This is a genomic window from Brevundimonas fontaquae, from assembly GCF_017086445.1.
Lineage (GTDB): Bacteria > Pseudomonadota > Alphaproteobacteria > Caulobacterales > Caulobacteraceae > Brevundimonas > Brevundimonas fontaquae.
On sequence record NZ_CP070968.1, the window covers coordinates 946,072 to 958,691 of the forward strand.

General features: G+C 66.7%; 12 protein-coding genes and 1 tRNA gene. 5 read left to right on the plus strand and 8 right to left on the minus strand.

Annotation, left to right across the window (positions count from 1 at the left end; all coding sequences use genetic code 11):
- The first annotated feature begins 14 nt into the window (after positions 1-14).
- Positions 15-2,126, plus strand: a complete 2,112-nt coding sequence (locus tag JX001_RS04570; protein ID WP_205682477.1) for a S9 family peptidase — start codon at positions 15-17, stop codon at positions 2,124-2,126.
- Between the two features lie 75 nt (positions 2,127-2,201).
- Here JX001_RS04570 and JX001_RS04575 read toward each other — a convergent pair whose 3' ends face one another.
- On the minus strand, positions 2,202-2,507 hold the full coding sequence (locus JX001_RS04575; protein WP_205682478.1) for a hypothetical protein: 306 nt from the start codon (positions 2,505-2,507) through the stop codon (positions 2,202-2,204).
- A 262-nt stretch (positions 2,508-2,769) separates the two neighbouring features.
- On the opposite strand from JX001_RS04575, the gene JX001_RS04580 reads away from it, so the two are divergent.
- Positions 2,770-4,719 (plus strand): AsmA family protein, encoded by a 1,950-nt coding sequence (locus JX001_RS04580; protein ID WP_241004754.1) that lies wholly within the window; start codon positions 2,770-2,772, stop codon positions 4,717-4,719.
- 61 nt (positions 4,720-4,780) lie between these two features.
- Positions 4,781-5,632: an alpha/beta hydrolase gene (locus tag JX001_RS04585; RefSeq protein WP_205682480.1), complete on the plus strand. Its 852-nt coding sequence runs from the start codon at positions 4,781-4,783 to the stop codon at positions 5,630-5,632.
- Positions 5,633-5,644: 12 nt separating this feature from the next.
- Here JX001_RS04585 and JX001_RS04590 read toward each other — a convergent pair.
- The 5 genes from JX001_RS04590 to JX001_RS04610 all read right to left on the minus strand — a co-directional run bounded on the left by JX001_RS04590 (position 5,645) and on the right by JX001_RS04610 (position 8,826).
- Positions 5,645-5,729: transfer RNA gene (locus tag JX001_RS04590), tRNA-Leu, on the minus strand.
- A 54-nt stretch (positions 5,730-5,783) separates the two neighbouring features.
- On the minus strand, positions 5,784-6,320 hold the full coding sequence (locus JX001_RS04595) for a CcdC protein domain-containing protein (protein WP_241004755.1): 537 nt from the start codon (positions 6,318-6,320) through the stop codon (positions 5,784-5,786).
- A gap of 63 nt (positions 6,321-6,383) precedes the next feature.
- On the minus strand, positions 6,384-7,403 hold the full coding sequence (locus JX001_RS04600; protein WP_205682481.1) for a fumarylacetoacetate hydrolase family protein: 1,020 nt from the start codon (positions 7,401-7,403) through the stop codon (positions 6,384-6,386).
- Positions 7,404-7,446: 43 nt separating this feature from the next.
- Positions 7,447-7,713, minus strand: coding sequence for a hypothetical protein (locus JX001_RS04605; RefSeq protein ID WP_017506239.1), 267 nt, complete (start codon positions 7,711-7,713; stop codon positions 7,447-7,449).
- Positions 7,714-7,770: 57 nt separating this feature from the next.
- Complete coding sequence (locus tag JX001_RS04610; RefSeq protein ID WP_205682482.1) at positions 7,771-8,826, minus strand: isoaspartyl peptidase/L-asparaginase family protein; 1,056 nt, start codon at positions 8,824-8,826, stop codon at positions 7,771-7,773.
- Positions 8,827-9,083: 257 nt separating this feature from the next.
- Here JX001_RS04610 and JX001_RS04615 point away from each other — a divergent pair, with 257 nt between their 5' ends.
- Together JX001_RS04615 and JX001_RS04620 are read left to right on the plus strand one after the other, a co-directional pair.
- Complete coding sequence (locus JX001_RS04615) at positions 9,084-10,748, plus strand: FAD/NAD(P)-binding protein (RefSeq protein WP_205682483.1); 1,665 nt, start codon at positions 9,084-9,086, stop codon at positions 10,746-10,748.
- Positions 10,749-10,759: 11 nt separating this feature from the next.
- Complete coding sequence (locus JX001_RS04620; RefSeq protein WP_205682484.1) at positions 10,760-11,263, plus strand: DUF1543 domain-containing protein; 504 nt, start codon at positions 10,760-10,762, stop codon at positions 11,261-11,263.
- Positions 11,264-11,279: 16 nt separating this feature from the next.
- Here the strand turns inward: JX001_RS04620 and JX001_RS04625 are convergent, their stop codons facing one another.
- Both JX001_RS04625 and hppD read right to left on the minus strand, forming a co-directional pair.
- Positions 11,280-11,465, minus strand: a complete 186-nt coding sequence (locus tag JX001_RS04625; protein ID WP_205682485.1) for a hypothetical protein — start codon at positions 11,463-11,465, stop codon at positions 11,280-11,282.
- On the minus strand, positions 11,466-12,578 hold the full coding sequence (hppD, locus tag JX001_RS04630) for a 4-hydroxyphenylpyruvate dioxygenase (RefSeq protein WP_434082628.1): 1,113 nt from the start codon (positions 12,576-12,578) through the stop codon (positions 11,466-11,468).
- Positions 12,579-12,620: the final 42 nt, after the last annotated feature.

Consider the following 12,620-nt stretch of genomic DNA (forward strand, 5'->3'; position numbering starts at 1 on the left):
CGAGGAAGATCTTGATGCGTCACCGTTCCCTTCTGTCCGCCGCCTGCGCGGCTGTTGCGCTGATGAGCGCCGCGCCTGCCCTGGCCCAGGTGCCGCCCGCGCCGGTTCCGGCCGCGCCCGCGACGCCGGACGCCTTCACCTACAAGGATATGATCTCGGCCAACCGGCTGGGCGATCCGCAGGTGTCGCCGGACGGCCGCTACGTCGTCTATTCGGTCACGACCACGGACGTGGAGGCCAACCGCCGCACGGGCAGTCTGTGGATGCTGGACCTGAACGCACCGGACACGGCGCCGCGCCGCCTGGCCATCTCTGATCAGGGCGCCAACACCGCGCGCTGGGGCGGGGACGGCAATCTGTATTTCCTGTCGAGCAAGTCGGGCGCGAGCCAGGTCTGGCGCGTGGCCTCGCCCACGTCGGCGCCGGTTCAGGTGACGAACCTGCCGACCGACGTAAACGCCTATCGGATCAGCCCGTCGGGCGACAAGGTGGCGGTGTCGCTGGCCGTCTATCCCGATGCGGCCGATCTGAACGCCTCGGTCCAACAGGGCAAGGCCATCGCCGAGCAGAAAACGACGGGCCAGGTCTATGACCGCATGTTCGTGCGTCACTGGGATGCCTGGAACGACCACACCCAGAACCACCTGTTCGTCCAGTCGATCGGCCGCGACGGCAAGGCCACGGGCACGCCGACCTGGATCACCAAGGGGTTTGACGGCGACACGCCCTCCAAGCCCTTCGGCGACGAGAGCGAGTTCGTCTTCACGCCGGCGGGCGACGCCGTGGTCTTCTCCGCGCGTCTCGCCGGTCAGACCGAGCCGTGGAGCACCAACTTCGACCTGTGGAAGACCAACGGCCTGTCGGGCGACGGCACCTTCACCAATCTGACCGACGGCAACGACGCTTGGGACACCGGCCCGGTCTTCTCGCCGGACGGACGGACCCTGGCCTATCGCGCCATGGCGCGGGCGGGCTTTGAGGCCGACCGCTACCAGATCGTGCTGCTGGACGTCGAAACGGGCCAGAAGCGCGAGATCGCCTCGAACTGGGATCGCTCGGCCGACACGCTGCAATGGTCGCGCGACGGCCAGACGCTGTACACGACGGCGGGCGATGTCGGTTCGACCAAGCTGTTTTCGGTGGATACGCGCAACGGCGTGGTCACGCCGATCACGGGCGCGGGCCACGTCTCGGCCTTCCAGCAGACGCCGTCGGGCTTCGTCTTCGCCCAGGACAGCCTGCGCGAGCCGGGCGACCTGTATTTCAAGACCTATCTGGGGCGCGAAATGCCGCGCCGCCTGACGCAGTCCAACCCCGCCTTCGCCGCCAAGCAATTCGGCGAGTATGAGCAGTTCAGCTTCCCCGGTTGGAACAACGAGACGGTCCACGGCTATGTCATCAAGCCGGCCGGCTATGTCGAGGGTCGCAAATATCCGGTCGCCTTCCTGATCCACGGCGGGCCGCAGGGCTCGTTCGGCGACGGCTGGTCCTATCGCTGGAACCCCGAGACCTATGCGGGCGCCGGCTATGCGGTGGTGATGATCGATTTCCACGGCTCGACCGGCTACGGCCAGGCCTTCACCGATGCGATCAGTCAGCACTGGGGCGACCGCCCGCTGGAAGACCTGCAGAAGGGCTGGGCGGCAGCTCAAGCGAAATACAGCTTCCTGGACGGCGACAACGCCTGTGCGCTGGGCGCCTCCTACGGCGGCTATATGATCAACTGGATCGCCGGCAACTGGTCCAATGAATTCAAATGCCTGGTCAACCACGACGGCGTCTTCGACACCTTCGGCATGGGCTATTCGACCGAGGAGCTGTGGTTCACCGAGTGGGAATACGGCGGCACGCCGTGGGACAAGCCGGAGGGCTATCAGAAGTTCAACCCGGCCAACCATGTCGATAACTGGAAGACGCCGATGCTGGTGGTTCAGGGCGACCGCGACTTCCGCATCCCGACCGCCCAGGGCCTGTCGACCTTCACCGCCCTGCAACGGCGCGGCATCGACAGCCGTCTGATCGTCTTCCCCAACGAAAACCACTGGGTGCTGAAGCCGGCCAACAGCCTGCAATGGCACAATGAGGTGTTCGGCTGGCTGAACAAATATCTGACGCCGACGCAGTAAGAGGCGTCCGTCCAGACGACAAAAAGGGGCGCGGTCCGACGACCGCGCCCCTTCTTCATGCCCTTTTGTTCGGGATCAGAGCGCCGCGCGCTGCATCGGTGCGCCGGCCAGGCGGTCATATTGATGCGCCGTCATGCAGCGCGGCGCGGCCCAGCGCTGGCCCGACTGATAGGCGGCGACGGCTTGCTGCGCGGTGACGAAGGTCGGCGTCGCGCCGTGGTCGCGTTGATAGGCCGTGCGCGACGCCGCATCGGCGCCGCACACCCTGACGGATTGCAGCACGGCCGCGCGCTCGGCCGGTCGCGGACTTTGCGCCAGCGCCGGCGTCGTTGCGGCCGCCAGGGCGGCGGCGATCAGGGCGGGGGTCAGAAAACGGGTCATCGGCAATCCTCCACGGCCTGAATTAAGATCAGGACTCTGACGAATTATGCGCCGATCTTCGCGATTGTAAAGATTATGCGACAACTTCACGTCAAATCGACGACGGTTGACGCTGCGGCGCCAAACCGGGTCTGGCGCGTTTCCTCTGACTGACGGAGACGAGCGCTTGTCGAACCTACGGAATTGGCGGACTTTTCAGACCAACCTTCAAGAGCGGGCGTGGGCGCCGGCGGGTGCGCGCCTGCTGACGTGGCGCGACTGGGTGCGCGACAACGATCCCGTCTATGCGGCGGCTCGACGACCGGGCACGGCGGAAAAATGGGCGGCGGGCGTGGTGCTGGTCGTCGTGGCAGCCGTCGTTCTTTTCCTGGCCCTGTTCGACTGGAACATGCTGCGCGGGCCCATCGGCCGCTGGGCCTCGGTCAAATACGATCGCCAAATCGCCCTGACCGGGGATCTGGACGTCAATCTGTTCAGCTGGACCCCGTCCGCCGTGGTGCGCGGGCTGAAGATCGGCGGGCCAGACTGGGCGTCGGATCGGGACACGGCCGCCGTCGATGAAATTCGCGCTTCGGTGCGACTGAGAAAACTGCTCGCCGGTCAGGTGGAGATGCCCCTGCTCAGCTTCACCCGACCCCGCGTCGTCCTGATCTCGACCAAGGACGGTCGCAAGAGCTGGGTGCTGAATCCCGACAAGCCGGATACTGGCGAGGGGCTGAAGTTGCCGGTGATCCAGCAACTGGTCATCAAGGACGGCCAGCTGTCCTTCGATGAACAGCGGCGCGGTTTGACCTTGGAGGCGGCGGTCAATGCGCGCGAGGCCGCAGGGGGCGCAGCGGGTTTCCTGCTGGAAGGCCGCGGCGCCGTGAACGGATCGCCGCTGACGCTGAAGGTCGAGGGCGGCCCCTTCGTCAACATTCGTCGCAACCGACCCTATCGCTTCGAGGCCGCCGTCAATGGGGCAGGGTCATCGCTGATCGCCAAGGGCGAAATCACGCGGCCGTTCGATCTGGGGCGGTTCGATGCGACCCTGACCATGCAGGGGCGCGATCTGTCGGATCTGTATCTGTTGACGGGCGTAACCCTGCCCAATACGCCGCCTTATCGGCTGTCGGGGGCGCTGAACCGCAATGAGCGGGTCTGGACCTTCAAGGATTTCGATGGACGCGTCGGCGCCTCCGATCTGTCGGGCCAGGTGCGGGTCGACGCCGCCCAGCGGCTGCGCGTCGATGCCGACCTGACCTCGCGTCGTCTGGACATCGACGACCTGGCCGCCGTTTTGGGCGCGCGAACCCGGACCAATGCGGCGGGCACCGACACCGAGGCGCCGGTGGTGGTCGGCGGCAAGCTGCTGCCGGACGCCAAGCTGCAGACCGAACGGCTGCAGACCATGGATGGGACCCTGTCCTACCGCGCTGGGTCGGTGAAGGCGAACGCCTTCGACGTGCGTCAGGTGAACCTGGGCGCCGACCTGAAGGACGGCATTCTGAAGCTGGATCCGATCAGCTTCGACTTCAACAGGGGCGCGCTGAACGGGACGGCGCGGATCAATGCGACGAAGGCGACGCCCTACAGCAGCGTCGATCTGCGGCTGGCGGGCTATCCGCTGGAATCCATCATTCCTGCGCGCAATGGATCGGTCCCGCTCAGCGGTCGGGCGCTCGGCCGGGCCAAGCTGGAGGGGCCGGGGGCCTCGATCCACGACTTCGCCGCCGCGTCGAAAGGCTCCCTTAGCCTGGTGGTGCCGAACGGCAAGATGCGGGCGGCCTTCGCCGAACTGCTGGGCATCAACGCCAGCGCGGGCCTGTTGAAGCTGCTGAGCGGAGACCAGTCCGAAAGCCAGATCCGCTGCGCCGTCGCCGATTTCAACGTCAGTGGCGGCACGGCGACCGCCCGCACCTTCGTCATCGACACCGATGTGGTGCTGGCCCAAGGCAAGGGCAGCATCAACCTGGGCGCCGAGACGCTGAACCTGAGGATCGACGGCGAATCCAAGAAGCCGCGTCTGCTGCGTCTGTGGGCGCCGATCACCGTCTCCGGCCCGCTGACCGCGCCCAAGGTCGGGGTCGATGTCGGTTCGGTCGTGTCGCAAGGCGGTCTGGCGGGCCTGTTGGGCGCGGTGGTGGCGCCGGTGACGGCCCTGTTCGCCTTCGTTGATCCGGGCCTGGCCGAGGACGCCGACTGCGGCCGGCTGATCGCCAACGCCCGCTGATCGTTGATGACGACGACCGATCCGGCGATCCGAGCGTATTGTGGGTGATGGAGCCTTTTGCATGACACGCCGTGGACTGTTCGCGCCTGCCCTTGGGCTTCTCGCCGCCGCCTGCTCGCCTCTGAGCCTGCTGAACACCCTGGGACCGAGGGACGGCGGCGTGCGACGCGTCGCGCGCGACGTCCCCTATGGCGACGATCCGCGCCAGCAGATGGATCTCTACGCGCCGACGGCGCCCGGTTCCTATCCGACGCTGGTCTTCTTCTATGGCGGCGGCTGGGATTCGGGCTCGCGCAGCCAGTATGGCTGGGCGGCGCAAGCCTTGGCGGCGCGGGGGTTCGTGGTCGCCCTGCCGGACTACCGCATCGTGCCCCAGGTCGTCTTCCCGGCCTTCATCGAGGACGCGGCGGCCGCCACGGCCAAGGCGGCCGAGGTGGTCGGTCAATATGGCGGAGATCCGGCGCGGCTTGGCGTGCTGGGCCATTCGGCGGGCGCGCATCTGGCGATGATGATTGCCCTGGACCGACGCTATATGGCCGCCGTCGGCCGTCCCGACCTGATCAAGGCGGCGGCGGGACTGGCGGGCCCCTACGACTTCCTGCCGTTTGACGTCGCGGCGTCGCAGAACGCCTTCGGCCGTGCGCCGGACCCGACCCTGACCCAGCCCGTGACCTTCGTCCGCGCCGACGCCCCGCCGATCTGGCTGGGCCACGGCACGGCCGACACGGTGGTCCACGACGAGGACACGGTCATTCTGGACGAGCGGATGCGCGCAGTGGGCGGGCGCTCGCAAGCCAAGCTCTATCCCGGCCTGGACCACGCCGACCTGATCGCGACCTTCTCGCCTCTGTTCCGCAAGAAGGCGACGGTGCTGGCTGATGTGACGGGGTTCTTCCACCGGCAGCTGGGCTGAACCGACGAAGAATGGTGCGGGCGGCCGGGGTCGAACCGGCACTCCTTTCGGAACTGGATTTTGAGTCCAGCGCGTCTACCAATTCCACCACGCCCGCAGAGGAAGGACCGCCTCATGCCACAGAGGCGAAGGCCGCGTCCAGCCCGAAGCGTTAGGCCGCGACTTCCACGTGGCTGTCCGTGCCGCCGGACCGGATGCGGCGGGCGCGGATGTACATTTCGACGCGCTGCATGACGATCAGGCCCATGGCGAAGACCAGGAAGGCGTCGGTGACGGCCAGGGCGTTCAGATGCCAGGCGGCGGCATGGCTTTCGATCAGGTCGCGCAGCAGAGACCGGCCGGCGAACAGCACGACCAGCAGAATCAGACCCAGCGGCGAGGCCTGGGCCATCAGGGAACCGTCCGGCTCTTTTTCGATGGTGACGGTCTTGCCGCGATACCAGCCGGCGACGCCGCCCAAGATCCCGCCGATGGCCAGCACCGCCCAGGCGTCGGGGCCGAACGGAGCATGGGCCATGTTCGGGGTCTGGGCTGTGCCCCACAGGCCCAGGCCGATCAACGGCAGGACAATGGCCGGCATGACCCACAGCAGCTGCGGCTTCAGCACGCGCTTCCTGCGGTTCTTCAGCAGCACCACCACCAGCATGATCGGGATCATGAGCAGCGGGATCAGTTTTTCAGGCGGCACGTCGTCTCTCCCCAAAGACAGGATGCGGCCTCCCCCGAGGCCGCTGTCAGCACCCTAGCGGCGTCAATCCGCGCTGGATAGCGGCGCGACCGTCTGTTCGATGGCGCCGAAGATCGAATGATGACGCGCGTCCAGCATTTCGATCCGCACCGTGTCGCCGTGTTTCAGGAAGGGCGTCTCGGCCGCGCCGCGCAGGATCGTCTCGACCGTGCGGACCTCGGCGATGCAGGAGTAGCCCAGGCCGCCTTCCGAGACCGGCTTGCCGGGGCCGCCGTCGGCGTCCTTGTTCGACACCGTGCCTGAACCGATGATGGTTCCGGCGCCCAGCGACCGGGTCTTGGCCAGATGGGCGATCAGGGTTCCGAAGTCGAAGGTCATGTCGACGCCGGCGTCGGCCTTGCCGAAGTCCTGGCCATTCAGCTGAACGTTCAGCGCGCCGTGCAGCTTGCCGTCCTTGAAGCGATCGCCCAGCGCCTCGGGCGTGACCAGAACGGGCGACAGGGCGCTGGCGGGCTTGGACTGGACGAAGCCGAACCCCTTGGCCAGTTCGGCCGGGATCAGGTTGCGCAGGCTCACGTCGTTGACCAGGCCGACCAGGCGAATGGCGTCGAGCGCCTGTTCGCGCGTCGCGCCCTGAGGCACGTCGCCGACGACGACCACGATCTCGGCCTCCAGGTCGCAGCCCCAGGCCTCGTCGGCCAGCGGGATCGGATCGCGCGGCGACAGGAAGCCGTCGGAGCCGCCCTGATACATCAGCGGGTCGGTCCAGAAGCTCTCGGGCATTTCGGCGCCGCGCGCCTTACGAACCAGTTCGACGTGGTTCACATAGGCCGAGCCGTCCGCCCACTGATAGGCGCGGGGCAGGGGCGAGGCGGCGTCGCGTTCGTGGAAGCGGCCGCGCGGCACGGCCTCATGCTCCAGGCTTTCGGCCAAGGCCTCGAGGCGGGGGCCGCAGCGGTCCCAGTCATCCAGCGCCGCCTGCAGCGTCGGGGCGATCAGGAAGGCGTCGGTGAACCAGTTTAGGTCCTGAGAGACGACAACGAGGCGGCCGTCGCGGCCGTGCTTGAGCGAGGCGAGTTTCATGACCAAGGCCTAGACCGGATTTGCGATGTTGGGAACGGCGGAATCAGTCGGCGGCCGTCAGCAGGGCGCGGGCCTCGGCGCCGGTGCGGGCGGCGCGGTCGCGGACCTCGACCTCGACGATGACGCCGCCCTCAGGCTCGACGGCCCACAGGTAGCGACGCTCGACCTCGACCGTGCGGCCGGACGGTGCGAAGCCTTCGTAACTGTCGCCCCAAGGGGTGATCTTCCTGACCTCGACGAAGGGCATGGCGCAGGCGGCGTCCAACTCCTCGTTGGCCATCACGGTCAGTTCGTCATCGGATGCAGGCATGGGTCTCGGGCTGGGAAAAAAGAGAGTCTAATTCGTCTAATTGGTCTGAACGGGCGCTCAGGGTTCGTCGGCGTAGATGGCGACGCGGGCGGGGTCGGTCGAGGAGGCCGCGCCGCGATACATGCCCGAGGTGGACATGGCGAAGGCAGGGCGGCCATCCAGGCCCATGACGATGACGCCGCCCTTGCCGCCCAGACGATCGGCGTCAGCGATCTCCGCCTGACCGGCGGCCTGCGTCGCCGCGCCTCCCGCAATCCGCGCGCAGATGTCGCGGGCGACGGTGGCGCGGATGAAATATTCGCCGTCGCCGGTGGCGGACACCGCGCAGCCGTCGGTGTTTGAGGCGTAGGTTCCGGCGCCGATGATCGGCACGTCCCCGACCCGGCCCCAGCGTTTGGCGGTCATGCCGCCGGTCGAGGTGGCGGCGGCGAGACGACCCTGGCTGTCCAGCGCCACGGCGCCGACCGTGCCGAACTTCTTCTCGTTCAGGGGCGGGGCGACTTCGGCCTGAGCGCCCGGTAGAGGCGCGCCGGCGGGGCGTTCGGGGATCGGTTGTCCGGCCTCGGTCAGGGCCTTGACCAGCCCCTGCCAGCGGCGCTCGGTGAAGAAGAAGGCCGGATCGACCTGCTCCAGCCCGACCGAGGCGGCGAAGGCGTCGGCGCCGGGGCCGATCAGCATGACGTGGGGCGATCGCTCCATCACTGCGCGAGCGGCGGCGACAGGATGACGGGTGGTGGTCAGGCCGGCGACGGACCCGGCGGTCAGGTCCGATCCGTTCATGACGGCGGCGTCCAGCTCGTTACGGCCAGCCGCAGTGAAGACCGCCCCGCGCCCGGCGTTGAACAGGGGATCGTCCTCCATGACCTGAACGGCGGCCTGGACCGCATCCAGCGCCGAGCCGCCGCTTTTCAGCACGGCCGAACCGGCGTCCAGCGCGCCTTTCAGCGCCGCGCGATAGGCCGCGTCCTGCTCGGGCGTCAGGCTGGCCCGCTCGATCACGCCCGCCCCGCCGTGGATCGCCAGCGACCATTGAGGTGCGGCGTCCTGGGCGTGCGCCGAGGACAAAGACAGTGCAAAGAGTGCAATCAGTGCCGAACAGGCGATGCGCATCATGAAATTCCTCCCGGCGCCGGATCAGCCTGACACGACCCCGTCGGCAGGACGTCGGCGCCCGCCACTGTAACCCATGACGGGGTCGTGTCAGGCTGATCGATCAAAGAAAACGAAGCTCATAATCAAGTCGGGCGAATCTCGGCGGTCCTGTGTGCGAAATCGCGCAGATCGAACGTGTTCAGTAGCGTACAGGTGGCTGTTTCGATTGAAAAAACACTCGACATGGCGCCTTTTTGCGCGTCGCGCATTGTGGGCGCATGACTGCATCGATCGCCTTTGTCGGAGCGGGGCCAACCACTCTCTATGCGCTTCACGCCCTGCTGTCCCAAGGCGAGCTGCCGGCGCGCATCACCGTGATCGAGGCGCGCGGCGCTGCGGGATCGGGCAGCCCCTACAGCGCCGAGTGGAACGACCGGGCGATGCTGTCGAACATCGCCAGCGTGGAAATCCCGCCGGTCACGCAAACCCTGGCGGAATGGCTGGCGGCACGGACCTCGGCGGAGTTGCACGCGCTGGACGTCGACCCTGCCGCGCTGGACGAGCGTAGTTTCGTGCCGCGTCTCGCTTTGGGGCGCTATTTCGAGGACCAGTTCAGAGCCCTTGTGGAACGGGCGAGGGCCGGTGGCGTCTCAATCCAGGTGATGACCGACTGTCGCGTCGTCGACGCTGCGAACACGCCGAACGGCATCGAACTGACCTACGTCTCGCCGCCCTCGCTGCGCGCAAGCAAAGCGATCTTCGATCATGTGGTCCTGGCCACGGGCCACCAATGGCCGTCGCGCCAGCAGAGCCGTCCCGGCTATTACCTCAGTCCGTGGCCAGCCTCAGCGCTATCGGAGATTCCCGCGACGGATATCGGCATCCGCGGCTCGTCCTTGACGGCGATTGATGCGGCGGTCGCCTTGGCGGGTTCACATGGCGCCTTCGTCCGTCAAGGCGACCGACTGGTGTACGAACCTGCGCCGGCAACCGAGGCGTTTCGCCTGACCATGATGTCGCGCAAGGGCATCCTGCCGGAAGCGGACTTCTATTTTCCGCTGCCCCACGCGCCGCTGGACATCTGCACGCCGGAAGCGGTCGCAGCCTTGATCGCGCAGGAGACAGGCGGTCTTCTGGATGAGGTGTTCGACCTCTTCCGGCGCGAGCTGATCCAAGCCGATTCGGCTTACGCGGCAGAAACGGCGTTGGGCGAGGCGACGCTGGAGACGTTCGCCCAGGCCTTTTTCGCCCGACGTGCGGCGAGCGATCCGTTCGTCTGGGCCGCGGCGAACCTGGAAGAAGCACGAACCAATCACGCCGCCAGGGTCACGGTGGCGTGGCGCGACGCCATCCTTCGCATGCATGAAGTCGTCGCCGCGATCGTGCCGCATCTGGACGCCGCGCAGTTCGAGCGCTTCAGCCGGGTGTTCAAGCCGATCTTTGTCGATGTCTACGCCGGGGTGCCGCATGAATCGATCGAGCGGATGCTGGCCTTGCACGAGGCCGGCAAGCTGAAGGTTCTGGCGCTCGGCGAGGACCACGCGGTCGATACGCAAAGTCCGGAAGTTGGGGCCAACGTGACGATCGCCGGACGGACAAGACATTTCCCGGTCTTCATCGAGGCGACCGGCCAGCAGGCCTTGGCCGCGATCCAGTTTCCGTTCCTGTCGCTGCTGGAGCAGGGCATCGTTCGCGACGAGGTCGCCAACGACGCCCCCGACGTAGTGCGCGGCATCGCTGTCGATGAGCTGTTTCGACCCGTCGATGCGCCCCTGCCGCCGGACCGGCTGTTTTGTCTGACGCTGCCGTTCCTGATGGGCCGCCACCCCTTTGCGCAGGGCATCACCAGTTCCTTTGAAATGGGAGGGATCGTCGGGCGCAGGCTGGCGTTGGTGGTCAAAGGCGAGGAGAACCCGACCCATCCCGCCGCCTCGGCGGCCTGAAGCGAGACCTAATGAAGCTGTTTGCGATCTACATCGGCGGCGAGCACCCCGGCGCCAACATCGAAGTGCATGATATGCGCTTCATCGCCGCGCCCTCGATCGAGGGCACCTACGACGCTCTGCGTGAACAGTGGTGGGGCAAGACGGGCAGTCTGCACATCGATTGCTGGTCGGAGATTTCACACGCGGACGGCTATGACGTCAGCCTGCGTCCCGAGCCCTACACCGGCCAGGAGAAGCTCTATTATGTGAACCTCGGCGGCTATGACGGGGTGGCCTTCGCCGAGCAGCACCGCAACGTCTTCGTCGTCGCCGAAACCCTTCAGGCCGCCAAGGCGCGCGCCATCAAGCTGGCCTCGGGCTGGAGCGACGCCCACCGCGACGAGATGTATGAGGCCGAACAGGCCTTTGCGCTTCAAGACGCCGCCCAGGCCCAGCGGATGCATATCCATCTGACGCCCCGTCCGATGTCCGGCGACCCGAGCTTCACCTGCCGCTACATGCCGCTTCGCTGAGGCAAGGGGGGCGCCCTCACCCCCGGTGGTGCAGGCGCTTCCACACCTGATAGCCGACGATGGGGGCGAAGCCGCAGAGGAGGGCGGCGATCAGGACCATCCAGAAGCCGCCGCCCAGCCAGTATTCGCCGGCCAGGGCCCCGGCGCCGGCCGCCAGGACCGGGCCGAGCCAAGGCAGCCATGCAGGCGGCCGCATCTTCATTCAGGCGTCGACCTTGATGACGCCGCGACGGATCTGGTCCAGCTCGATGGAGTCGAACAGGGCCTGGAAGTTGCCGTTGCCGAAGCCTTCGTTGCCCTTGCGCTGAATGATTTCGAAGAAGATCGGGCCGAAGGTGTCCTGGGTGAAGATTTGCAGCAGCAGGCCTTCCTCGTCCGAACCGTCGATCAGGATGCGGTTCTTGCGCATCCGCTCCACGTCCTCGCCATGGTTGGGCAGGCGTTTGTCGATCAGTTCGAAATAGGTCTCGATGGTGTCTTGGAAAGCGACGCCGCGTTCCTTCATCGCCTCGACCGTCTCGAAGATGTTCTCGGTCGTCAGGGCGATGTGCTGGATGCCTTCGCCGTTGTAGCGACGGATGAACTCCTCGATCTGGGAGTTTTCGTCCTGGCTTTCGTTCAGCGGGATGCGGATGGCGCGGTCGGGCGCGATCATGGCCTGCGAGAACAGGCCCGTCGCCTTGCCCTTGATGTCGAAATACTTCTGCTCTTCGAAGTTGAAGATCGAGTTGTAGAAGCCCGACCAGGTGCGCATCTGGCCGCGACGGACATTGTGGGTCAGGTGGTCCAGGATCTCCAGGCCCATCGAGTTCTTGCGCTCGGCTTCTTCCCAGCCCTCGATCTCGTCCCAGGCGTCATAGAGCGAGCCGGCGTCGCCGTACTGGTCGATGACATAGAGCAGCGAGCCGCCGATGCCTTGCAGGATGTAAGGATAGTCGTCGCCCAGCGCGCCGCCGGCGGCGTCCGTTGCGGCGACGGCGCCGCGGGCCAGGGCGCCCTCATAGGCGGCCTTGGCGTCGGTGGTGCGGAAGGCCATGCCGTTGGCGGATGGGCCGTGATCCTTGGCGAAGGCCTCGGCCTGACCCTTGGGCGAGCGTTGCACCAGGAAGCTGATATCGCCCTGTTTCAGGCGCACCACGTCGGTTTTGGGGTTCACGTGCGTCTGGGTGAAGCCCATCAGCTCCAAGCGCGAAATCATCGCCTCGGGCTCGGGGCCGGTGAATTCGACGAACTCGAAACCGTCGACGCCGAGGGGGTTTTCGAGGTCCATCTGTTCCGGCGTAGCCAGATCCTGGGGCTGGGTCATGTCGTTCATGGCGCGTCTCCCGCGTAGCTTTTGAGGCGGGCTTAACCGAAA

Coding starts and splice junctions, on each gene's coding strand:
- JX001_RS04570 (WP_205682477.1), top strand. CDS start 15: ATGCGTCACCGTTCCCTTCTGTCCGCCGCCTGCGCGGCTGTTGCGCTG.
- JX001_RS04575 (WP_205682478.1), bottom strand. CDS start 2,507: ATGACCCGTTTTCTGACCCCCGCCCTGATCGCCGCCGCCCTGGCGGCC.
- JX001_RS04585 (WP_205682480.1), top strand. CDS start 4,781: ATGACACGCCGTGGACTGTTCGCGCCTGCCCTTGGGCTTCTCGCCGCC.
- JX001_RS04600 (WP_205682481.1), bottom strand. CDS start 7,403: ATGAAACTCGCCTCGCTCAAGCACGGCCGCGACGGCCGCCTCGTTGTC.
- JX001_RS04605 (WP_017506239.1), bottom strand. CDS start 7,713: ATGCCTGCATCCGATGACGAACTGACCGTGATGGCCAACGAGGAGTTG.
- JX001_RS04610 (WP_205682482.1), bottom strand. CDS start 8,826: ATGATGCGCATCGCCTGTTCGGCACTGATTGCACTCTTTGCACTGTCT.
- JX001_RS04615 (WP_205682483.1), top strand. CDS start 9,084: ATGACTGCATCGATCGCCTTTGTCGGAGCGGGGCCAACCACTCTCTAT.
- JX001_RS04620 (WP_205682484.1), top strand. CDS start 10,760: ATGAAGCTGTTTGCGATCTACATCGGCGGCGAGCACCCCGGCGCCAAC.
- JX001_RS04625 (WP_205682485.1), bottom strand. CDS start 11,465: ATGAAGATGCGGCCGCCTGCATGGCTGCCTTGGCTCGGCCCGGTCCTG.
- hppD (WP_434082628.1), bottom strand. CDS start 12,578: ATGAACGACATGACCCAGCCCCAGGATCTGGCTACGCCGGAACAGATG.